At 34.1% G+C, this 20,510-nt stretch carries 21 protein-coding genes and 1 pseudogene; 7 read left to right on the top strand and 15 right to left on the bottom strand.

Translation table 11 applies throughout. The annotated features are described in order from the left end of the window. Positions 1 to 108 precede the first annotated feature (108 nt). The gene (gene prfA, locus ACP7AV_RS08590; protein ID WP_091203850.1) at positions 109 to 1,185 is read left to right on the top strand and encodes a peptide chain release factor 1; all 1,077 of its coding nucleotides are present in this window, start codon (positions 109 to 111) and stop codon (positions 1,183 to 1,185) included. Between the two features lie 87 nt (positions 1,186 to 1,272). On the opposite strand, the gene ACP7AV_RS08595 is transcribed toward prfA, so the two are convergent. The 7 genes and pseudogenes from ACP7AV_RS08595 to ACP7AV_RS08625 form a co-directional block, all read right to left on the bottom strand. Continuing rightward, entirely contained in the window at positions 1,273 to 1,617 is a 345-nt protein-coding gene (locus ACP7AV_RS08595) for a hypothetical protein (protein ID WP_426091598.1), read from the bottom strand. Positions 1,618 to 1,629: 12 nt separating this feature from the next. Next, complete coding sequence (locus tag ACP7AV_RS08600) at positions 1,630 to 2,166, bottom strand: hypothetical protein (RefSeq protein ID WP_426091599.1); 537 nt, start codon at positions 2,164 to 2,166, stop codon at positions 1,630 to 1,632. An 82-nt stretch (positions 2,167 to 2,248) separates the two neighbouring features. Beyond that, positions 2,249 to 2,545: a YtxH domain-containing protein gene (locus tag ACP7AV_RS08605; protein ID WP_426091600.1), complete on the bottom strand. Its 297-nt coding sequence runs from the start codon at positions 2,543 to 2,545 to the stop codon at positions 2,249 to 2,251. 186 nt (positions 2,546 to 2,731) lie between these two features. Continuing rightward, positions 2,732 to 3,199, bottom strand: a pseudogene (locus tag ACP7AV_RS08610) (porin family protein); the annotation flags it as partial. Between the two features lie 648 nt (positions 3,200 to 3,847). Continuing rightward, the gene (locus ACP7AV_RS08615; RefSeq protein WP_426091601.1) at positions 3,848 to 5,629 is read right to left on the bottom strand and encodes a sensor histidine kinase; all 1,782 of its coding nucleotides are present in this window, start codon (positions 5,627 to 5,629) and stop codon (positions 3,848 to 3,850) included. A 1-nt stretch (position 5,630) separates the two neighbouring features. After that, positions 5,631 to 6,077: a response regulator gene (locus ACP7AV_RS08620; RefSeq protein ID WP_426064289.1), complete on the bottom strand. Its 447-nt coding sequence runs from the start codon at positions 6,075 to 6,077 to the stop codon at positions 5,631 to 5,633. Positions 6,078 to 6,088: 11 nt separating this feature from the next. Further along, a complete protein-coding gene (locus tag ACP7AV_RS08625; protein ID WP_426091602.1) occupies positions 6,089 to 6,652 on the bottom strand; it encodes a helix-turn-helix domain-containing protein in 564 nt (187 codons plus the stop codon). Positions 6,653 to 7,185: 533 nt separating this feature from the next. On the opposite strand from ACP7AV_RS08625, the gene pyrF reads away from it, so the two are divergent. Then, a complete protein-coding gene (pyrF, locus tag ACP7AV_RS08630) occupies positions 7,186 to 8,019 on the top strand; it encodes an orotidine-5'-phosphate decarboxylase (protein ID WP_426091603.1) in 834 nt (277 codons plus the stop codon). 151 nt (positions 8,020 to 8,170) lie between these two features. Beyond that, positions 8,171 to 8,977 carry an ABC transporter substrate-binding protein gene (locus ACP7AV_RS08635; protein WP_426091604.1) on the top strand — a complete coding sequence of 269 codons (807 nt, stop codon included), beginning with the start codon at positions 8,171 to 8,173 and terminating at the stop codon, positions 8,975 to 8,977. On the opposite strand, the gene ACP7AV_RS08640 is transcribed toward ACP7AV_RS08635, so the two are convergent. Further along, the gene (locus ACP7AV_RS08640) at positions 8,972 to 9,121 is read right to left on the bottom strand and encodes a hypothetical protein (protein WP_426091605.1); all 150 of its coding nucleotides are present in this window, start codon (positions 9,119 to 9,121) and stop codon (positions 8,972 to 8,974) included. The two genes, ACP7AV_RS08635 and ACP7AV_RS08640, sit on opposite strands and share 6 nt — an antisense overlap. Before the next feature lie 105 nt (positions 9,122 to 9,226). Between ACP7AV_RS08640 and ACP7AV_RS08645 the strand changes: the two genes are divergently transcribed. Both ACP7AV_RS08645 and ACP7AV_RS08650 read left to right on the top strand, forming a co-directional pair. After that, a complete protein-coding gene (locus ACP7AV_RS08645; protein WP_426091606.1) occupies positions 9,227 to 10,012 on the top strand; it encodes an alpha/beta fold hydrolase in 786 nt (261 codons plus the stop codon). Between the two features lie 459 nt (positions 10,013 to 10,471). After that, on the top strand, positions 10,472 to 10,663 hold the full coding sequence (locus tag ACP7AV_RS08650; RefSeq protein ID WP_426091653.1) for a catalase: 192 nt from the start codon (positions 10,472 to 10,474) through the stop codon (positions 10,661 to 10,663). On the opposite strand, the gene rluF is transcribed toward ACP7AV_RS08650, so the two are convergent. From rluF to ACP7AV_RS08670, 4 genes are all read right to left on the bottom strand, one after another. Continuing rightward, on the bottom strand, positions 10,660 to 11,472 hold the full coding sequence (rluF, locus tag ACP7AV_RS08655; RefSeq protein ID WP_426091607.1) for a 23S rRNA pseudouridine(2604) synthase RluF: 813 nt from the start codon (positions 11,470 to 11,472) through the stop codon (positions 10,660 to 10,662). The two genes, ACP7AV_RS08650 and rluF, sit on opposite strands and share 4 nt — an antisense overlap. A 149-nt stretch (positions 11,473 to 11,621) precedes the next feature. Continuing rightward, the gene (locus ACP7AV_RS08660) at positions 11,622 to 12,470 is read right to left on the bottom strand and encodes an alpha/beta fold hydrolase (RefSeq protein WP_426091608.1); all 849 of its coding nucleotides are present in this window, start codon (positions 12,468 to 12,470) and stop codon (positions 11,622 to 11,624) included. A gap of 39 nt (positions 12,471 to 12,509) precedes the next feature. Further along, entirely contained in the window at positions 12,510 to 13,289 is a 780-nt protein-coding gene (locus ACP7AV_RS08665; RefSeq protein WP_426064278.1) for a zinc ribbon domain-containing protein, read from the bottom strand. A gap of 3 nt (positions 13,290 to 13,292) precedes the next feature. Then, positions 13,293 to 14,387, bottom strand: a complete 1,095-nt coding sequence (locus tag ACP7AV_RS08670; RefSeq protein ID WP_426091609.1) for a Nif3-like dinuclear metal center hexameric protein — start codon at positions 14,385 to 14,387, stop codon at positions 13,293 to 13,295. A 135-nt stretch (positions 14,388 to 14,522) separates the two neighbouring features. On the opposite strand from ACP7AV_RS08670, the gene lpxK reads away from it, so the two are divergent. After that, the gene (gene lpxK, locus ACP7AV_RS08675; RefSeq protein ID WP_426091610.1) at positions 14,523 to 15,557 is read left to right on the top strand and encodes a tetraacyldisaccharide 4'-kinase; all 1,035 of its coding nucleotides are present in this window, start codon (positions 14,523 to 14,525) and stop codon (positions 15,555 to 15,557) included. After that, on the top strand, positions 15,520 to 16,332 hold the full coding sequence (locus ACP7AV_RS08680) for a purine-nucleoside phosphorylase (protein WP_426091611.1): 813 nt from the start codon (positions 15,520 to 15,522) through the stop codon (positions 16,330 to 16,332). Before lpxK ends, ACP7AV_RS08680 begins: the two co-directional genes overlap by 38 nt. Before the next feature lie 2 nt (positions 16,333 to 16,334). On the opposite strand, the gene ACP7AV_RS08685 is transcribed toward ACP7AV_RS08680, so the two are convergent. The 3 genes from ACP7AV_RS08685 to lipA all read right to left on the bottom strand — a co-directional run bounded on the left by ACP7AV_RS08685 (position 16,335) and on the right by lipA (position 20,499). Further along, on the bottom strand, positions 16,335 to 18,500 hold the full coding sequence (locus ACP7AV_RS08685) for an ATP-binding protein (RefSeq protein ID WP_426091612.1): 2,166 nt from the start codon (positions 18,498 to 18,500) through the stop codon (positions 16,335 to 16,337). A 15-nt stretch (positions 18,501 to 18,515) separates the two neighbouring features. After that, positions 18,516 to 19,520: a type I glyceraldehyde-3-phosphate dehydrogenase gene (gap, locus tag ACP7AV_RS08690; RefSeq protein WP_426091613.1), complete on the bottom strand. Its 1,005-nt coding sequence runs from the start codon at positions 19,518 to 19,520 to the stop codon at positions 18,516 to 18,518. A 79-nt stretch (positions 19,521 to 19,599) separates the two neighbouring features. Continuing rightward, on the bottom strand, positions 19,600 to 20,499 hold the full coding sequence (gene lipA, locus ACP7AV_RS08695; RefSeq protein ID WP_426091614.1) for a lipoyl synthase: 900 nt from the start codon (positions 20,497 to 20,499) through the stop codon (positions 19,600 to 19,602). Positions 20,500 to 20,510 lie beyond the last annotated feature (11 nt).

The following is a 20,510-nucleotide window of genomic DNA, read 5'->3' on the forward strand; positions in this document are numbered from 1 at the left end:
ACAGCTCCTGAAAAAAATGTAAAATCTGAAAGCCAAAATGTGTAATATTTCACTAAATAATGTGTAATATTTTCACTAATTTTGCACTCTAAATAAAGGAATAAGAAAATGTTAGATAGACTTCAAATAGTAAAACAACGTTTCGATGAGATTTCGGATTTAATCATTCAGCCGGATGTAATCTCTGATCAGAAGCGTTATGTGCAATTGAATCAAGAGTACAAAAGTTTAAAAGCTTTGGCTGAAAAGCGCGATGAATATGTTATTTTGATGGCAAATATCGAGGAAGCAAATGAAATAATTGCCGATAACAGTGATGCTGATATGACCGAAATGGCCAAAATGCAACTGGAAGAAGCGAAGGACAGATTGCCGGAACTGGAGGAAGAAATCAAATTTATGTTGATTCCAAAAGATCCCGAAGATGCGAAAAATGTGATGGTGGAGATTCGTGCCGGAACGGGTGGGGATGAAGCGAGTATTTTTGCCGGGGATTTGTTCCGTATGTACACGAAATATTGTGAGAACAGAGGTTGGAGAACATCTGTGGTGGATATGAATGAAGGAACTTCGGGTGGTTTTAAAGAGGTGATTTTTGAAGTTACCGGTGAGGACGTTTACGGAACTTTGAAGTTTGAAGCTGGTGTTCACCGTGTGCAACGTGTACCGCAAACGGAAACTCAAGGGCGTGTTCATACATCAGCAGCGACTGTTATGGTATTGCCGGAAGCAGAGGAATTTGATGTACAAATCGATATGAATGATGTACGTGTGGATTTTTTCTGTTCATCAGGACCAGGGGGACAATCCGTAAATACAACCAAATCAGCGGTTCGTTTGACACACATTCCGACCGGATTAGTGGCGCAATGTCAGGATCAAAAATCACAACACAAGAATAAAGATAAGGCATTTGGCGTTTTGCGTTCCCGTTTGTACGAACAGGAATTAGCCAAAAAACAAGCGGAAGATGCTACAACGCGTACGTCTCAAGTAAGTTCTGGTGACCGTTCGGCAAAAATCCGTACCTATAATTACGCGCAAGGTCGTGTAACGGATCACCGTGTGGGATTGACGTTGTACGATTTGGGAAATATCATGAATGGTGACATTCAGAAAATTGTTGATGAGTTGGCTTTAGTCAACAACATGGAAAAACTGAAAGAAGCCAGCGAAGTTTACTAAGCAATCAAGATACTTTTAAATACAAAAAACCAGCGAAAATTAATTTTCCGCTGGTTTTTTTATACCTATATCTATATGTAACCAAATTTATTTTGCTGAAATATGTACTGCTTTAATTACTTCTTTTTGCCGCGGAATCGAATTTTTGAAAGCTTCGTATTTAGCGGTCGCCGAATCAATTTTGGCGTCAAAAGCCGACGTGTCATCTAAATTGTCAATCGTACAATTGAGTTCATTCGATTGTTTTTCGAAATACTTTTCAATATTGGACCAATTCGCTGCCGCATCAGCAGTAGTTTTGTGCGTAACAGAATCAACAAAACGAACATAATTAGCGGTAACTATTTCGGCCTTTTTTTCGGTTTTAGTTTTACAAGAAGTAAAGGAAATCGTCAGTAAAAAAAGTCCTAATAGTGGTACTGAATTTTTCATTTTGGATTTATGCTATAGTTTAAATCCGTATGCCAATCGCAGTGAAATTTGTCCTAAACCTTCTTTGACAACGTTGTTTTTAACCACCGGAAAGTCATTGAAATGCTCATATCGCAAACTGATGTCGATTTTATCCGTAGCATATCCAATGGCTGGGCTTAACAACAAAGAGGTGTCGTTGTATCCGTTTGTCACTGCAAAAGCCGCACCTACTTCTCCCATCAGATACAATTGGTCTTTGAGTACAAATGCTTTGAAACCGGCTTTTGCAGGAATGTAACCCAAATCATTAGTATCACCGGATGCAAACATATTGCTGAATCCTGTGGTAAATGTTACGGAATATTTTTTGGACAAATCATATTGAAGTCTGGCATCGGCACCCAAATTATAATCGTATGGATTATCCAGTGGAAGTCCACCGTTGATTCCAAATCCAAGACGAAATCCCTGATTGTAATTTTTTGCTTCTTGCGCGCTAGTGGTTGCTATTCCTAAAATTATAGCTAACGTGGTAATAAAAGTTTTGATATTGAATGTGTTTTTCATAATACTGTGTTTTAATCAATTTTTGAAATAAAATGTGTAATTTTTCAGTGTTGTAAAAAGTTCGTTTGAAACGACTTTGAACTTAAATTGTGTGCTTGTTAATACTTTTTAAATTATCCGTATTTGCTATTTCTTCTTTTAAGATGTCTGAAGCATTTCCAAGCAATTGTTCGAAATCCTTTTTGAGATGACTGATAGTTTGGGCAATTTGTTCATTCCATTTTCCGGAAGAATCTTTTAGAGAATCTGCTAAATCACTGCTTTTATCAGCAATTTTTTTTCTGGTTTCGCACCCTTTTGCCGGGGCAAAAAGTATTCCTAAAACCGTTCCTATTGCTAAACCGCCAAGTATTCCTGCTGCTAAATTGTTATTTTTCATGATTTTATTTTTTTTTAAATTTGAATTTATATCCACTTATCATTCGCGGTGTAAGGGTTATTACTGCTATTGCCAAAAAACAGGAATGATGCTTCCTACGCTCTAAATGAAAAATCCCAACGTTTAAATAATTACAAGCACCACCGCGACTGCATTAATTAAATTTGACATGATGTACTTATTTCATTAAAATTTTATCGCTTCGTACACACTCCATACGCTGTTTTTAGAATCTGGAAAAGTAAAGGTTTGTCCAATAACTGTTCTTTGTTTTCCCACCTTGTTTAAACCGTAATTGTATCTGGCGCCTATTCCGAAACTGTCAAAATCAAATGCAATTCCAGCGGCTAAACCATGATCAAACTTATTTAAATCATCTTCATCGATATTGTCTTTTGTGTTGTGGGAGCCGTTTAAAGATTCATTTGTAATTTTGGAATCTACCAGAAAAGCGGCATACAGAACGAAGTGAACGTTGAAATTGTCTGTTAGATTTGCTTTTAATAACAAAGAAACTTCAAGATAGTTCAGCCTGAATTTCCCTGTTCCTTGCGCAAAAGCATTGTCGTGTTGTAGTTCGACTCCTTTGGTCGTAAAACTTATCTCTGGTTGCAAAGCCAAGCTGGAAGTTATAGGCGATTCTGTAAACAATCCTAAATTAAACCCATCGGTAGATTTTCATCATCAACATCTTTAGTATACAAGTTAGAGGTGTTGAGAACATCTTTGAAATCTATAGAAGACTGCTTTTTTGTTCTTGAATTAAATTTGTTATTCCTGTAGGTAATAAAACAACCGCTGATACTTTTTTTAAATTTTTCATTCTGAATACTTTTTACATTGTTATTTTAGTTTTACAAAGATGCAATGCCTCTGCTGATTGGGCGTTACATCAATTTCGAATTTTATTACAGAATTTAAATATGGGCTTGTAAAACTTTGGATAAAAAATGACTGTCAAAAAAGGTTACAGTTTGTCTACTTTTTTTAAATAACCTTGCAAATGAAGCGAATTTGAATATCGCATAAAATATAGTTTTTATGAATTTCACTTAAGAAATTTTACTTTATTACAGTAAAGCACAGCTTTCTTACTCAAGCATTTGGGCAGTTTGAATCTTAATTTTCTATGTATCGAAGCGTTTGTTTTTAAATTTTTTTGGAACTTTTAATTTTAAGTAATTGTAACCAATAGGTTAACCAATACTATTTTTTTGCAAAAACAGTCCTCACCGTAAAAGCGAGTGCCTCCAAAAAGAGCCTAACATTAATTGTAAAATTCAGTAAAGAATATCTTTTACATTACGCCGGTAGATAAATGATAAACGTTGCGCCTTCATCAGGAATTCCTTTCGCAACAATAAATCCTTTGTGGTTTTCTACTATTTTTTTGCAAATAGCGAGACCAATTCCGGTTCCCTCATAATCGTTTTTGTTGTGAAGTCTATTAAAGAGGATGAAAATCTTTTTGGCATATTCCTGCTCAAAACCAATTCCGTAGTCTTCAATACTAATTTTGTAATATTTAGAGTTGCTATTCGGCAGCAGGTCTTCTTCGTTGTGAGTGATTATCGAAGCATTAATTTTGATGATTGGAGCAGTTTTGGCTTTGCTGTATTTCAAAGAATTGCTTATTAAATTGATAAACAACTGCTGAATTTGAAATGGAATTACGTTCAAGGTTGGTAATTCATTACTTTCTACAATTGCTTTTTTATCTTCAATAATTTGAGCTAATTCCTGCTTTGCATTTTCAAGTAAAACATTCAAATCAGCTTCTTCAAAAACTTTTTCACCTTTATTAGTTCTCGAAAATTGCAATAAATCATGAATAAGAACCCGCATTCTGTTGGCAGAGGATTGAATGCTAGACACGTATTGCTGTCCGGATTTTGATAAATTGCTGTAATCTTTAATCACTAGTCTCGAAAGGAAAGTTTCAATTTTTCGCAATGGTTCTTGCAAATCATGACTCGCAATGTAATTGAAAGCAGTTAATTCTTTGTTATTGTTTTCTAATTCCCTGTTCCGCTCTTCAATAAGGTTTTGAGCCTGCACTTCTTCCGTAACATCGCTTGTGGTGCCTATAAAAGTTTTGTCGCCGGAAGCAATTGTGACAATTCGTCCTACCGTTCTGAAATATCTTATTTTGTCATCTTTTTTAATAATTCTGTACGTGAAAGGAGCAAGATCATTATGGGTATGAATGCTTTTGGTCTTTTCGATTACAAATTCTAAATCCTCAGGATGAATAAAGTTTAAAAACACCTCTAAACTCGCTTCAAAAGATTGCGGCTCGCACCCCAATAACCGATATTCATTGTCAGAGAAAGTATAGGTATTCGTTTCAAAATTTAACTGCCAACTTCCACAACCACCAACTATTTCTGCAAGATTATTGGCTTCATTAGCAACAGATAACGTATTGATTGTATTTTTCAACAATACTAAATCCCTGTTCATTTTTATGAAAGCAATCGTAATTAAAACCAAGGTTACAATTAGCGTTAAATAAATGAGCAGCGGAGTATAATTCATAGTCGATTCATACTCCTGTTGTCTGTTTTTTAAAAGTCTGTGTTGGGTAATCATCATGTCTTCTATTTTGATGCGAATAGAATCCATTGTTTGTTTACCGATAATTAAGTTGTTTTTAAGAATTTCTTGATCGTAAATCCCCTGTTCCTTTAGATAGAGCGACTTAGAAAGATAATTTTGTCTTTTGTTAATGAAAAACAACAGCTTTTTTAAATTGCTTTGTTGTGTTCTGCTATTTGCCGTTAGTTTGGAAACTCTTTTAAACGATTTTCTTACTAAAATTTTTGATTTATAATACGGTTCCAGAAAGCTTTTATCACTACTCAAAATGTAACCTCTTTGTCCGGTTTCGGCATCTTTTATATAGGAAATCAAACGTTCAAGTTCAGCATTCACCTCATGACTGTTGCTCACCCAAGCGGACGATTTTTTTAGAACCGTAATGTGCTTAAAAGTAATGCCTCCAATAAAAAATATAATCGCGACCGAAATAACAAAAATAATTTTTAGAAAAACAGGTGACTTCTGAAGTTGAGTATATCTCATTTTACATTCGCATTAAAAAATTGTCTTTGTTTAAGCCGGATGTGTGGTATTGCCAATTTATGGTCACAACTTCTGCAAGTATTTTTTTTAAATCCTCAAAATCATTTGGTTTTTTAATGTAAATATTGGCGCCATTTATAAAGGTTTCTTCAATATGTTCTTCCGATGATGAGGTCGAATAAATCGCAATGGCAATATCACTTAGTTTTTCATTTTTTTTGATTTCCAATAAACATTCTACGCCATTCTTTTTTGGCATATTTAAATCTAAAAATAATACGCTGGGCAAAACAGAATCCTCATTATTTAGATAATTCATCAGTGCGACACCATCATTAAAAGTACTCACTTTTGTATTTATTTTTAATTCATCAAAGGCATCTGTGAAAAACAGTCTGTCATCTTCGTCATCGTCCGCAAGGCAAATATTTATAAATTCAGTATTCATATAAATGTGTTTTAGATGTTGTTTTTGTTAGATAATTCCCTTCTTTTCGAAATGATTCGTTGAAAAGCGGAAGGCGTCATTCCGGTCGTATGCTTAAATTGCGTGCTCAAATGTGCTACGCTCGAATAATTCAACTGAATGGAAATTTCAGTTAAATTAAGTGGTGTGCTGATCATTAATTGTTTGGATAATTCTATTTTTTGAATAATAATAAAATTTTCAATAGAAGTGTACGTAACTTCTGAAAAAACATTAGACAAATACGCGTAACTGAGATTTAACTTATCCGCAATGTACACGGAGCTTTTTATGTTCAAAGGTTTGTCGCTATTTACCATTTCAACAATAGCGTCTTTTATTTTTTGAACTAATACTCTTTTTTGATTTTCAACGATTTCTATTCCATATTCTTTGAAAATAGCTGTGATTTCATCCAATTTCCCAGACGGTATTTTTTCTAAAAAATTAAACTCACCAAACCCGATAATATTAAATTTATACCCCAATTCGGATAATTTTTCCTGAACAATTTTTTTTGTCAGTTGAGCATAATCAAATTTTAAATATACTTTCATAAAGACTTTTGTTTAATAGTAAAGATATAAAAAGCTTGCTTTTAAATTCATTTTTGAATCATTCTTAAAAACTTTTTTTCGAATTTAAAACGGAGCGATTAGCGACTTTTACCCAAGTTTTAATTAATTACGTAAGGGTTAAGTTTTCATTATTAAGATTTTAAAAATAAAAAAAAATTATGATTTGGCACTTCAATAAAATTTTAAATGCTCAACAATCGTTAATTTTACAATTTTTTTAACAGTTCGTATACGCTTTAAATGTTTTTTTGTTTGAATTTCCTCGGAATTTCACCTGTTATTATTACTTATTTAGCAGGTTACATCTTAATTTTAAACTCGGTTTTTGCTTTTATCATTTCCTGTTAATAACGCTCTTTTTGAATCTAAATTAATCTCTGTTTTCTGTCATTGCAATTTTTTAAGTACCGTAATTCTATAATTTCATTTCACCATATAAATTCGAATTTTATTACAGGATTGTAACTGATTTTGATTCTATGTTTGTAATTTTGCCGCACAACTATATAAAAATGACAACGCAACAACTTATCCAACAAATTCAACAGAAAAAATCGTTCCTATGCATTGGTTTAGACGTTGATTTAAACAAAATTCCGAGGCATTTATTAGATTTAGAAGACCCGATTTTCGAGTTTAATCGAGCAATAATTGATGCCACGCATGATTTGACAGTATCCTACAAACCCAATACCGCTTTCTATGAAGCTAACGGAATTAAAGGATGGATGTCGTTGCAAAAAACAATTGAATACATCAACTCAACCTATCCGGGTATTTTTACGATCGCAGATGCGAAACGAGGTGACATTGGAAATACGTCATCAATGTATGCCAAAGCTTTTTTCGAAGATTTAAATTTCGACAGCGTTACGGTTGCTCCTTACATGGGGAAAGATTCGGTTGAACCCTTTTTAGCTTTCAAAAATAAACATACGATTATGTTGGCTTTGACTTCAAATGAAGGTGCTTTTGATTTTCAGACTTTAAACGTTTCCGATACTTCAGGTGGAAAAGAACTGTACAAAAAAGTATTAGAAACTTCTAAAACGTGGAAAAACAGCGAAAACCTGATGTACGTCGTAGGCGCTACCAAAGCGGAATATTTCACTGAAATTCGCAAAATTGTCCCTGACAGTTTCTTATTAGTTCCGGGAGTTGGCGCGCAAGGAGGTAGTCTCTCGGAAGTTTGTAAATACGGAATGAACGAGAATATTGGATTGCTAATAAATTCCTCCCGAGCAATTATTTATGCCTCAAACGGAATTGATTTTGCCGAAAAAGCAAGAATAGAGGCGTTGAAGATGCAACAGGAAATGGCAGCAATATTAAACACAGTTCAATAAAAATAAACACGAATTTCACAAATTAGTACGAATATGATTGGACAAAGATTTCATAAATTAACACAGATTTATTTGTCAAGATTTGTAAATTTTTTTCAAAAAAAGTCAGTGAATATCTGCATGTTCGTATCAATCTTTGTGAAATAATACTATGAAAACTTTAATAGATCAAATCGGAATAGCACATTCTTTTGAAACGTCGCCAAAACGCATCATTTCATTGGTTCCTTCACAAACGGAATTGCTTTATGATTTAGGTTTAGAAGACCGAATCATAGGAATTACAAAATTCTGTGTACATCCGTATCATTTTATATCAACGAAGAAAATTGTTGGCGGAACCAAAAAAGTACATTACGAAAAAATCAGATTGCTGCAACCGGATATTATCATTTGTAATAAAGAGGAAAACACCGCTGAAATTGTGGAGGAATTGCGAAAAATTTGTCCTGTTTGGGTGACAAATATCATCACTATTGAAGATAATTTTCAAATGATAACCGACTTTGGTCAGCTTTTTAATTGCAGAACAGAAGCCCAGAAATGGAACGACAAATTGGCTTTTGCCTTGAGCGATTTTAAAAACTTCATCAAAGATAAACCGGAACAAAAAGTAGCATACTTCATTTGGAAAAACCCTTTTATGGTCGCAGGCTCGGATAATTTTATCAATGAATTATTAAAACTAAACCACTTTCAAAACATTTATGCTGACAATTCCGAGACTTCGGGACGTTATCCCGAAATCGAACTCAGAAAAATGCGCTTGCAAGGTGATCCTGATTTGGTTTTCCTATCGTCAGAGCCGTATCCTTTTAAGGAAGAAGATGCTTTTGAGATAGGTCGTTTCACGCACCACGCAAAAACTGTATTTGTAGATGGCGAAATGTTTTCTTGGTATGGAAGCCGATTGCTAAAAGCTTTTGATTATTTTAAAAAAATGCATCAAAAATTATAATTCGCATTCGTCTAAAATCAATTTTTCTGTTGTCACGATTGACTTTACTGTAGTCTTTTCGACGTTGAAATTTTGTTCAGAGAGTATTTGGTATTCTCTTTTAAACTTTTCGATTTCATCTTTTTCTATCAATAATCCTTTCATGGGTATAATTTTTTGCAAATTTACGGCATACAATCTTTAAATTGGCATTATTTTTTGTTAAGATTGAGATTTAAAATTAAAGTTATATTTTTACAAAAAAAACACGTGATTAATTATACCATTTACGAAAATAAAAACACCGACCAGTGGGTAACTTTTGTTCATGGTGCCGGAGGAAGTTCTTCTATCTGGTTCAAGCAAATTCGCGATTTCAAAAAACAGTATAATGTATTGTTGCTGGATTTGCGAGGTCACGGAGAATCAAAACCTACTTTAAAAACAGCTTTCAAACAGAAATATACTTTTTCGGCTTTGGCCAATGATATTTTGGAAGTTTTAGACTTTATTAAAATCGAAAAATCACATTTTGTTGGAATTTCTTTGGGCACCATACTCATTAGACAGTTGGCAGAAATGTACCCAGAAAGGGTACAAAGCATGATTTTGGGAGGTGCAATCTTAAAGATGAATTTCCGTTCCCAGGTATTGATGCGTTTGGGAAATATGTTTAAATACGTTTTGCCTTATCTCGTTTTGTATAAGTTTTTTGCTTTTGTGATTATGCCCAAAAAAAGTCACAAACAATCGCGCTTGCTTTTTATTAACGAGGCCAAAAAATTATATCAAAAGGAATTTATAAAATGGTTTAAACTCACTGCCGAAATAAATCCGGTATTGAAATGGTTTCGTCAGGTTGAATTGAATATTCCTACTCTTTATGTGATGGGCGAAGAAGATTATATGTTTTTGCCATCAGTTCGTAAAGTTGTAGAAAATCATTATAAATCGTCCGAACTCTTTGTAATCGAAAAATGTGGACATGTAGTAAATGTAGAGCAACCTAATGCTTTTAATGATGCCGTCCTTTCCTTTATTAGCACAGCTAAATAAAAAAAGCCTGCATTTACATACAGGCAATTCTTTAACTAACCAAAACCAAAATAATAAATAACCAGTTTATTACATTGCAAAGGTCACACTTCAGCAGTTGTTTTGCTGTTAAGATTTTGTTATTACTTTGTTGTACATACGTTAAGTTTTTTCAACTTTATTCGATTAATACTCAGTAACTTTTCTTTATTGAAATAAGCCGTGTAAACACCCAACTTCACGTATTTCAATTCTATTTATTTTTGGTAAAAAAATGCTGCAGATTGTTTTTCAATACAGTTTTAGTACATACCATCAATATTATTTGTGTTTTACTCTTTGTTGTCAAGTGATGAAAAATATTAAATTATATTAATATGAAATCACATGAAATATTTACAACAGCGTCCCGAAGTCCTTCAGTAGAAATTGAAAATTCTCAATCTGTAGGTTCCCGCGAACCTTCATTATTGCAGGATTATATTCCACGAGAAAATGATATATTTCAACAGAGAACGAATTCAAGAACGTCTATTGAATATAAAAGGTTCTGACATATTTGGAGGATTTAAAGTAACACACGATAATATCAGATTTACAACAGCTAAAAACTTTTATGAAATCGCAAAAGAAACTAAATTAATAATGCCTTTTGATTTTATGCCCGCTTAATAATCACCTCGTCCTTTAAACCTGGGATCATCTTTTTTGATAAATTCAGTTTTTCGTTTTGATACTTCCGTTTTTGGCAAACTCGCTTCTTCAGTTTTACTTGAAGGCTCGATGAGTTCGTTTAATTCTTTGATTTCGGCATCTGTTAAATCGCGATAACGACCAACAGCAATGTTAAGCGAAATATTGATAATTCGGATGCGTTTTAGCGCTGTAACATCATACCCTAAATATTCTGTCATTCTACGAATTTGGCGATTTAGACCTTGTGTCAGAATGATTTTGAAAGTGAATTTACTGATTTGTTCCACTTTACATTTTCGGGTAATGGTGTCCAAAATTGGAATTCCATTTCCCATTCTTTCAATAAAACGATCAGTGATGGGTTTGTTTACAGTAACAGTATATTCTTTTTCGTGATTATTCCTGGCTCGTAATATTTTATTAACAATGTCACCGTCATTGGTCATGAAAATTAATCCTTCACTGGCTTTATCCAATCTTCCAATGGGAAAAATACGTTTTGGATAATTGATGTAATCTACAATATTATTGCGAACATCTAAATTTGTGGTACATTCAATTCCGACAGGTTTGTAAAAAGCAAGATAAACGGGTTTTTCATTTTTCTCACGGATTAGTTTACCGTCAATACGCACTTCATCATCTGAAGAAACTTTCGTACCTAATTCCGGAACGATTCCATTGATGGTTACACGACCTTCTTCAATGATTTTATCGGCTTCGCGGCGGGAGCAATACCCAGTTTCTCCTATAAATTTGTTGAGGCGTTTTAGATTTTCTTCCATACTGCAAAAGTAATGAATTTGTTTGTTAGATTTTAGACTTCTTAGATTTTTGGATTGTGTGAAAGCTTAGTTTAAATGGAATATGTAAAATATTCTTTGATTTAAATCACAAGTTCCTGTCATCTAAGAAGTCTAAAAATCTAAAAAGTTTATTTTTCTTCAAATAAAAATCGAAACACTTTTTTATACAGCTCATCGTCGTGCATGCTATGGCCTAAGCCTTTTGTCTCAATAAAAACGACATTTTTCCAAGCTCCTGCAATTTTTTTTGCTTCTTCAAATAAAACTACAGAGTCATCAATGTCATGGGCAATTAATCCTTTTATATTTAATTTTGAAGCGAATATTTTACCGGAAAACTGTTCTAAGCTGAGTTTGAAATTAGTAAGATAATGCGCTTCTAAAGACTTTGAAATTTTATTATTCAAACTTAATAACGTTATGTAGTTGTTAAGGATGATTTTGAAATCACTTGGAGCTCCAAGTATTACCATTTTTTTTAAAGCATCATTTTGATAAACGGATTGGTAATACAAGCAGGTTTTTCCGCCTATGGAATGTCCGATAAGATATTGTGGTTTGAATTTTTGCACAGCAACGTGAATAAATTCGGCGTATTGAGGAATATTGAATTCTTTTCCGCTGGATAGGCCGTGAGCCGGTCCGTCAATGGCGATGATGGTGCTTCCTGATTTTTTGAGATATGGGAGTAAATTTTCCCAGCGAGAAGCGTTACTTTCCCAGCCATGAACCAAAAGAATTACAGTATCATTCCCTTTCCAAGTATAAGTATGAAAGGAATCTTCTTGAAGTTGGAACATTTCGGACTGTGCTTCTTGCAGAATTTCCGGAAGTTTGTCCTTTAATAATTTCCCTTCTCGGGGTTCACTAAAGAATCCATACGCCAGTTGCGATGCTTTCTTTGGAAATACAAAACTCAACATGTTAATGTATAAACCAATAGATTTAGTGAATATAAAAAAAAGCAATTTCTTCATAATAAAAAAGTCCCGATGTGTATCGGGACTTAAATGTAATTAGAATTTAGAAAATAATTGTTCCATTTTCTCTTTTTCTTCGTCGGCCAAAGAACTGTCGACTAATATTCTTCCCGAGTGCTCATCAGTAATGATTTTCTTTCTGGAAGCAATTTCTACTTGTGTCTGTGGAGGAATAGTGAAGAACGATCCTGCAGATGCCCCTCTTTCGATAGAAACTACTGCTAATCCATTACGAACACTACTTCTGATTCTTGTGTAAGCCTTCAATAATCTTTCTTCAATTAAAGCTTGAAATTCTGCTGATTTCTCAGACAAGAATGCTTCTTCTTTAGCAGTTTCAGACATGATAGCGTCTAACTCTGATTTTTTATGCTTTAAGTGATTTGATTTTGCTTCTAATCTTTCTTTAGAACTTGAAATTACTTCTTTCTTGTGTTCGATAGAAGCTTTCATTTCTTTAATTTGTTTTTCTGATAATTGAATTTCTAATTCTTGAAATTCAATTTCTTTAGTCAACGAATTAAATTCTCTGTTGTTGCGAACAGTTTCTTGTTGCTTAGTATATTTTTTGATAGCTTCTTTATGCTCATCAATTGCATTCTTTTTTGATTTGATTAGATCCTCGATAACTTCAAGTTCTCCTTTCAATTTTTCTGAACGTGTGCTTAAACCAGCCACTTCATCTTCTAAATCTTCTACCTCTAAAGGAAGTTCTCCTCTTACGTTTCTGATTTCGTCAATTCTAGAGTCAATAAGTTGTAAATCGTAAATTGCTCTTAACTTGTCTTCAACACTTAATTCTTTCGTATTCGCCATATTCTATAAGTACTTAACTGGATTTGAATTTTCTTCTGATAAAATAACTGCAAAATTAAGGATTTTTTTTCGAAGATACTCTACAATATAATTTTTTGTATAACGTTCGCTCTCAAAATGTCCAATATCGGCCAAAAGTAACTTGTTTTCGGCTTCATAAAACTGATGGTATTTTAAATCGGCAGTTAAATAGGCATCAGCTCCGGCTTGAATTGCATTTTTTATCGCAAAACTTCCAGCTCCGCCAAGAACGGCCACTTTTTTAATTTCTTTTCCAATAAAGTTCGAATGTCGAATTCCTCCACACTGCATTTTTTCTTTTGCGAAATGCAGAAACTCTTTTTCATTCATGGGATTTTTCAATTCGCCAATCATTCCCATGCCAATATTTTGATGTTGGTTTTGCAGTGCATATACTTCATACGCGACTTCTTCATACGCGTGACTTTTAAATAATGCTTTCAGGATTTTATTTTCCAAATGTTTTTCGAAAGTGACTTCGATTTTGATTTCATCCCCCTGCACAAACTCAAATCGCTCTCCAACCTGAGGATTGCTATGCTCATTTCCCATGTAAGTTCCAATTCCTTTTGAATTAAAACTGCAGTTTTCATAGTTGCCAATATTGCCTGCGCCAGCATCAAATAGAGCATTTCGCACTTCTTCCGCATTTTTAGCAATGGTGTAGGTCACTAATTTCCGAATTAAATGTTGCTTTGGAATCAGGATTTTGGTATTTTCCAAGCCCAGTGCATCGCTGAATATTTTATTCACGCCTTCCTGATGATTGTCTAAAGCAGTGTGAACGGCATAAATTGCAATGTCATTTTTTATGGCTTTAATAACGGCTTTTTCTACGTAGTTTTTTCCCGTTATTTTTTTTAAACCAGAAAATAGGATAGGATGAAAACAAACCACCATATTGCAGTTTTTTGAAATCGCTTCATCAATTATATTTTCTAAAGCATCATGGCAAACCAAAATTCCGGTAGCTTCTATTTCCTGATCGCCAACCAATAATCCGACATTGTCAAAATCTTCGGCATAGGCGAGTGGCGCCATTTCTTCGAGTACAGAAATTATTTCTTTAATTTTCATGTTTTTGACACAGATTTTACAGATTTACACAGATTTTATTTTACACAAATAATCATAGTTATTTTTAATTTGTGAAAACTTGTGAAATATGTGTTGGATTTTTATTTCAAAGATAATTTATTCTACTTTCGTAAAATGAATTTACTGCGAAAATTGTTGTTTCCGTTTGCCATTTTATATGGCACGATAACAAGTATTCGCAATTTTCTTTTCGATGCAGGAGTTTTAAAATCATACTCTTTTGATTTGCCTGTTATTGCTGTCGGAAATCTTAGCGTTGGCGGAACCGGAAAAACGCCCCAAATCGAATATTTGATTCGCTTGCTTTCGGATAAATATAAAATCGCCACGTTAAGCCGCGGATACAAAAGACAATCTACAGGTTTTGTTTTGGCGCAAGCAGGCACAAATGCAAAAATTCTGGGAGACGAACCCTTTCAATTTTTTCAAAAATTTCCTTCAATACAGGTTGCGGTTGATGCCGACAGAAAAAACGGAATAGAACAATTACTAGCTCTTCCTAAAAAGCCAGAAGTGATTTTGCTGGACGACGCTTTTCAACATCGGAAAGTTAAGGCAGGACTTTACATTTTACTCACGTCCTACGGCGATTTATATTCGGATGATTTTATGCTGCCAACCGGAAATTTACGCGAAAGCCGAAGTGGAACAAAGAGAGCTGATGTCATTGTTGTGACTAAGTGTCCTTTTAATCTTCCGCTCGACGAACAAAATAAGATTAAAAAGAGGTTAAAAGTTACTGCAAATCAAGAATTGTACTTTACTTTTATAGCTTACGAAGAATTTATTTATGGTGAGAACCGAAAAATAAATCTAAATGAAATTCAAGTTGCTGCTAAAGTATTGGTGGCAGGAATTGCAAAGCCAGAACCGTTTTTCGCCTATTTACAAGATACCAATGATGTGTGTTTGTCTTTTCCGGACCATCACAATTTTACAGATAAAGACATTTTAGAAATCAAAAACGTAGCTCAAAACAACATTATTATCACTACCGAAAAAGATTATGTGCGTTTAAACGGAAGTTTGCCAAGTGAACAACTTTTTTATTTACCAATACAAAGTTCTTTCGTTTCAGGAAGTGAAAATTTTGACAAAACAATTTTAAATTATGTGGGAAAAAGTACAACAAACAATAAGTTATATTAAGGAAAGAATTGATTTTAAGCCAGAATATGGCGTGATTTTAGGTTCGGGATTAGGAAGTTTTACGGAAGAAATGCAGGTAAAATTTACTTTGCCGTACAATGAAATTCCAAATTTTCCGCTGTCAACAGTGCAAGGGCACAAAGGTGCATTGGTTTTTGGAACAATAGGCGAGAAGAAAGTAGTTGCCATGCAAGGACGTTTTCATTATTATGAAGGTTATTCAATGACAGAAGTTACTTTCCCCGTGCGGGTAATGAAGTTTTTGGGTGTTGAAAAACTGGTGGTTTCTAATGCATCAGGCGGAGTGAATCCAAGTTACAAAGTAGGGTCTGTCGTTATGATTACGGATCATATTAATATGACCCCTGAACATCCCTTGCGTGGAAAAAATGACGAACGTTTTGGACCTCGTTTTGTAAATATGAGTGAACCATATTCTCGAAAAATGATTGCAAAAGTCACTGAATTAGCAAAGGAGCTTAATATAGAAGTTCATGAAGGAATTTATTTGGGTCTACAAGGACCAACTTTTGAAACTTTGGCCGAATACAGAATGGTAAAAATTTTGGGCGCGGATTGTGTGGGAATGTCAACCGTTCCTGAAGTAATTGTGGCACGTCATATGAACTTGGAAACATTTGGTATTTCAGTAATTACTGATATGGGTAACGAAGAAAGTATTGGAACCATTTCTCATGATGAAGTTTTAGAAGCTGCTAAAGAAGCCGAACCAAAAGTGCGAAGCCTTATCCGAGAATTGATTTTAAAGTATTAGTTTTAAATATATCCTGCAATCACGGTGTAAAATTCCTCTGGTATGAACGGTTTAGTAATAACATCGTTCATGCCAAATGATAATAACATTTCGCGATTTTCATCTAATGATATGGCGGTAAGCGCAATAATAGGGGTGGTTGTATCGAATGTTCGAATCAGTTCTGTAGCAATAGTTCCGTTGATGCCGGGTAAATGGACGTCCATAAGAACGAGATCAAATTTGTTCTTTCGTACTAATTCAATAGCATCTTCACCATTATCAATTACTTCACAAATTATTTGTTTATTAAGAAGCATTTTCATGATAATCATTTGATTGATTCTATTGTCCTCCACTAACAGGATTTTTTTGTTTAACAATTTAGAATCGTAATCTATTTTTGAAGTTTTTTCCACAAGTAAAGTTTTTTCACTTGTTTTAAATGCCAATTCAAATGAAAATGTCGAGCCTAGGCCAACAGTACTTGTTAGTTTTATATGTCCTCCAAGAATTGTAATTAATTTTTTTACGATCGTCAAGCCTAAACCTGTGCCGCCATATTTGCGATTGACTTCTGTAGAACCTTGAGAAAAGCTGTCAAAAACACTGACTAATTTATCTGGGGGTATCCCAATTCCGGTATCTGTTATTTCAAAATACAATGTCGCATTTTTATCTACTAAATTTCCGAGCTTGGCAAGTACCTTCACATCCCCATTTTTAGTAAATTTCAAGGCATTATTAATCAGATTCATTACGATCTGCGATAGTTTTGTAGGGTCTCCAATCAAATAGTCAGGAATAGCATGGTCTATTTTGAGTGTGAAATTATTGTTGTTTATTAAAGCCAATTCTTTTAAGGAATTTTGAATGTCTGTCAAAAGTTGTTTTAGATTAAAACTTGTATATTCTATTTCAGCATTGTGCGATTCTATTTTGTTTATTTCTAAAATTTCATTAATGAATTTTGTTAAATAATCACCTGAGAACTTTAATGATGATAAATAATCCATTTGAGTTTTCTTAGGTTTTTCTTCCAATAACAAGTGGGTAATCCCGTTGATGGCATTAAGCGGTGTACGAAGTTCATGACTTACTGTCGAAAGAAATTCAGACCTGGCTTTTGATGCTTTTTCTGCTTTCTCTTTCGCAATTTCTAATTCTTTATTTTTTTCTTTTAGCAATAAATTTGACTGATTGCGGATGATATTGTTTTTATACAAAGACAAACTCAACAGGGATAAAATTGAAACCAACGCTACGGCCAGAATACTAATCAGTTTAGAAAATTTACTTGCTTTTGCTTGCTCTATGTTTTCGTTATTGGTTTGTACAATTTCTTTTAATCGTTCGGATTCTTTAAAATTTGTATAGTCATCAATACCAAGTCTCTTATTGTTTAAAATGGAAATTCGTTCCTTTAGATTAAGATGCTGTTTCAAGTATAAATAGGCATTATTTTTATCTAACATTTTTTCATATACAGTACTCAAGGCAAGCAAAATATTAGATTTTTGTTCCAGATTCTCAGTTTTACTATTGAGGTCTAATGCTTTATTTAGATAGTTTAAAGCTAAATTATTCCTGCTTTTAAACGCTTCAATTCTTCCTGTTTGGTACAAGGCTTCTGCTTTTGTATTTGATAAATCAGGACTGTCAGGTTTTGCAATGATAGTCTTAAAAACAGATAATGCTAAATCTAATTTATTTTTTGATTTGTAAATAAGTCCCGTTTGAAGCGTAAATAATTCAGCAGTGTCGGGAATATTTAATGTGGTGTAAATTGATTTTGCCTTATTGAAGTAAAGTATGGCTCTGTCAAAATTTGCTGTTGCCATAAAGCTCAAGCCAAGATGGTAATACATGTGAGCTTGATCGGAGCTAGGGTCTAAGTTGGCATATAATTCAGAGCTTTTTAATAACGATTCAACTGCATCGTTATATTTTCTTAAATCAATGTAAAGTTTTCCAAGATAAAAATTTTGATAGGCTTGGTCCTTGATGTTTTTATTTTTTTCTGAATATAGTATTGCTTTCTGCGTATTTAGTAAAGCATTTTTATAATCATTATCTTGAACGTATGAGTTGCTCAAGCTGCTGTAATAAGCGGTGCTATCTGTTTTCTCATTGGGTTGAGCGAACAGTAGCGTGTTTAAAAAAAGTACATAAACGAAAAAATATTTCATTCGTAGCCGATTTTTTTATTGCTTGTTTTTCATATCAGTCAAAAGAATTAAATCAATTATTCGTGAGGAATATCCTATCTCATTGTCGTACCATCCCACCACTTTTACCATTTTATCGATAACAGAAGTAAGTTGTGCATCAAATATACATGAATTTTTATTGCCAATTACATCAACGGAAACAATAGGGTCTTCAGTGTAATCTAAAATGCCTTTTAAAGTAGTTTGTGCTGCCGATTTAAAAGCCGCGTTTATTTCATTTATGGTAACGGCACGTTTTACATTGAAAGTAATATCAGTCAAGGATCCATCAGGCACGGGAACACGAATACCGCAACCGCCGATTTTGCCTTCAAATTTCGGAAATATTTTCGTCAATGCTTTTGCCGCTCCAGTGGTTGTAGGAACAATGGACTGACTTGCACCGCGGGCCCTGCGTAAGTCTTTGTGCGGTTGATCATGTAAACTTTGGTCCGTCGTGTAAGAGTGAATCGTGGTGATATACGCTTGTTCTATACCGCAAAGTTCATTGATTACTTTAATCATTGGTGCGGCATTATTCGTCGTGCAGCTGGCATTTGAAATAATAGTTTCCGTACCGTCAAGTATAAAATCATTTACACCGAGTACCACCGTTTTTATGGTGTCAACTTCTGATGGTGCGGAGAGAATCACTTTTTTGGCACCAGCAATAATATGGGAATTGATTTCTTCAAAAGTTTTGTACTTTCCGGTGGATTCCACAACGTAATCAATGTCTAAACTTTTCCAATCCAGATTTGTAATATTTTTTTCATGAAAAAACAAAAAATGTTTTCCATCCACCAATATTCCTTTCTCATCATCGCTAACTGCAAAAGGTAAAACACCGTGTATACTATCGTATTTTATTAAATGGGCCATTGTTTTTTTGTCGGCGATATCATTTATGGCTACCACTTCTATTAAAGGATGGTTTAAAAGTAATCGGAATAAATTTCTACCAATTCTTCCAAAACCATTTATTGCAATTCTTATCATAAGTCTTAAAGTCTTAAAGTCAGAAAGTCAAAAAGTCAAAATACCAAGCCTTTCGACTTTATGACTTTACGAGATTCGACTACAATATATGTTTTTGTGCTTTGTAAGACGAACGAACTAAAGGTCCGCTTTCTACATGGCGGAAACCCAATTCTAGACCAAATTGCTCGTATTTTGCAAATTGTTCTGGTGTTATAAACTCTTTTACCGGCAAGTGTTTTTTACTGGGTTGCAAGTATTGACCAATAGTAACGATATCGACATTGACGTCACGCAAATCACGCATTGTTTGGTACACTTCCTCTTCTTGTTCGCCAAGACCAAGCATAATTCCCGACTTAGTTCTGTTGATTCCTTTTTCTTTCAAGTAACGTAACACTTCTAAACTTCGGTCGTATTTCGCCTGAATTCGTACTTCACGTGTCAATCTCCGAACGGTTTCCACATTATGCGAAACCACTTCCGGATTTGCTTCCACGATTCGATCAATGTTTCTTTCGATACCTTGAAAATCAGGAATCAACGTTTCCAGTGTCGTATTTGGGTTCATTCTGCGAATGGCTTTTACGGTTTCAATCCAAATGATAGAACCACCATCTTTCAAATCATCTCTGTCAACGCTTGTGATTACGGCATGTTTGATATTCATAATTTTAATAGAACGCGCCACTTTTTCCGGTTCGTCCCAGTCCACCGTTTCTGGTCTTCCAGTTTTTACACCACAAAAGCCACAAGAACGCGTACACACATTTCCTAAAATCATGAATGTTGCTGTTCCTTCGCCCCAGCATTCACCCATGTTCGGGCAACTTCCAGAAGTACAAATCGTGTTCAAACTATATTTATCTACTAAGCCACGAAGCTCTGTATATTTTTTGCCTATTGGGAGCTTTACCTTCAACCATTTTGGTTTAGCTCCGGTCAGTTCGGCTCCGACTCGGGTTCCTGCAGGTAAAGTATTTTCTAAAACAGTTTCCATATATCAATTTT

Origin of the sequence: Flavobacterium sp. DSR3-2 (assembly GCF_049896525.1) — a bacterium.
Lineage (GTDB): Bacteria > Bacteroidota > Bacteroidia > Flavobacteriales > Flavobacteriaceae > Flavobacterium.

Coding starts and splice junctions, on each gene's coding strand:
- prfA (WP_091203850.1), top strand. CDS start 109: ATGTTAGATAGACTTCAAATAGTAAAACAACGTTTCGATGAGATTTCG.
- ACP7AV_RS08595 (WP_426091598.1), bottom strand. CDS start 1,617: ATGAAAAATTCAGTACCACTATTAGGACTTTTTTTACTGACGATTTCC.
- ACP7AV_RS08600 (WP_426091599.1), bottom strand. CDS start 2,166: ATGAAAAACACATTCAATATCAAAACTTTTATTACCACGTTAGCTATA.
- ACP7AV_RS08605 (WP_426091600.1), bottom strand. CDS start 2,545: ATGAAAAATAACAATTTAGCAGCAGGAATACTTGGCGGTTTAGCAATA.
- ACP7AV_RS08615 (WP_426091601.1), bottom strand. CDS start 5,629: ATGAGATATACTCAACTTCAGAAGTCACCTGTTTTTCTAAAAATTATT.
- ACP7AV_RS08620 (WP_426064289.1), bottom strand. CDS start 6,077: ATGAATACTGAATTTATAAATATTTGCCTTGCGGACGATGACGAAGAT.
- ACP7AV_RS08625 (WP_426091602.1), bottom strand. CDS start 6,652: ATGAAAGTATATTTAAAATTTGATTATGCTCAACTGACAAAAAAAATT.
- pyrF (WP_426091603.1), top strand. CDS start 7,186: ATGACAACGCAACAACTTATCCAACAAATTCAACAGAAAAAATCGTTC.
- ACP7AV_RS08635 (WP_426091604.1), top strand. CDS start 8,171: ATGAAAACTTTAATAGATCAAATCGGAATAGCACATTCTTTTGAAACG.
- ACP7AV_RS08640 (WP_426091605.1), bottom strand. CDS start 9,121: ATGAAAGGATTATTGATAGAAAAAGATGAAATCGAAAAGTTTAAAAGA.
- rluF (WP_426091607.1), bottom strand. CDS start 11,472: ATGGAAGAAAATCTAAAACGCCTCAACAAATTTATAGGAGAAACTGGG.
- ACP7AV_RS08660 (WP_426091608.1), bottom strand. CDS start 12,470: ATGAAGAAATTGCTTTTTTTTATATTCACTAAATCTATTGGTTTATAC.
- ACP7AV_RS08665 (WP_426064278.1), bottom strand. CDS start 13,289: ATGGCGAATACGAAAGAATTAAGTGTTGAAGACAAGTTAAGAGCAATT.
- ACP7AV_RS08670 (WP_426091609.1), bottom strand. CDS start 14,387: ATGAAAATTAAAGAAATAATTTCTGTACTCGAAGAAATGGCGCCACTC.
- lpxK (WP_426091610.1), top strand. CDS start 14,523: ATGAATTTACTGCGAAAATTGTTGTTTCCGTTTGCCATTTTATATGGC.
- ACP7AV_RS08680 (WP_426091611.1), top strand. CDS start 15,520: ATGTGGGAAAAAGTACAACAAACAATAAGTTATATTAAGGAAAGAATT.
- ACP7AV_RS08685 (WP_426091612.1), bottom strand. CDS start 18,500: ATGAAATATTTTTTCGTTTATGTACTTTTTTTAAACACGCTACTGTTC.
- gap (WP_426091613.1), bottom strand. CDS start 19,520: ATGATAAGAATTGCAATAAATGGTTTTGGAAGAATTGGTAGAAATTTA.
- lipA (WP_426091614.1), bottom strand. CDS start 20,499: ATGGAAACTGTTTTAGAAAATACTTTACCTGCAGGAACCCGAGTCGGA.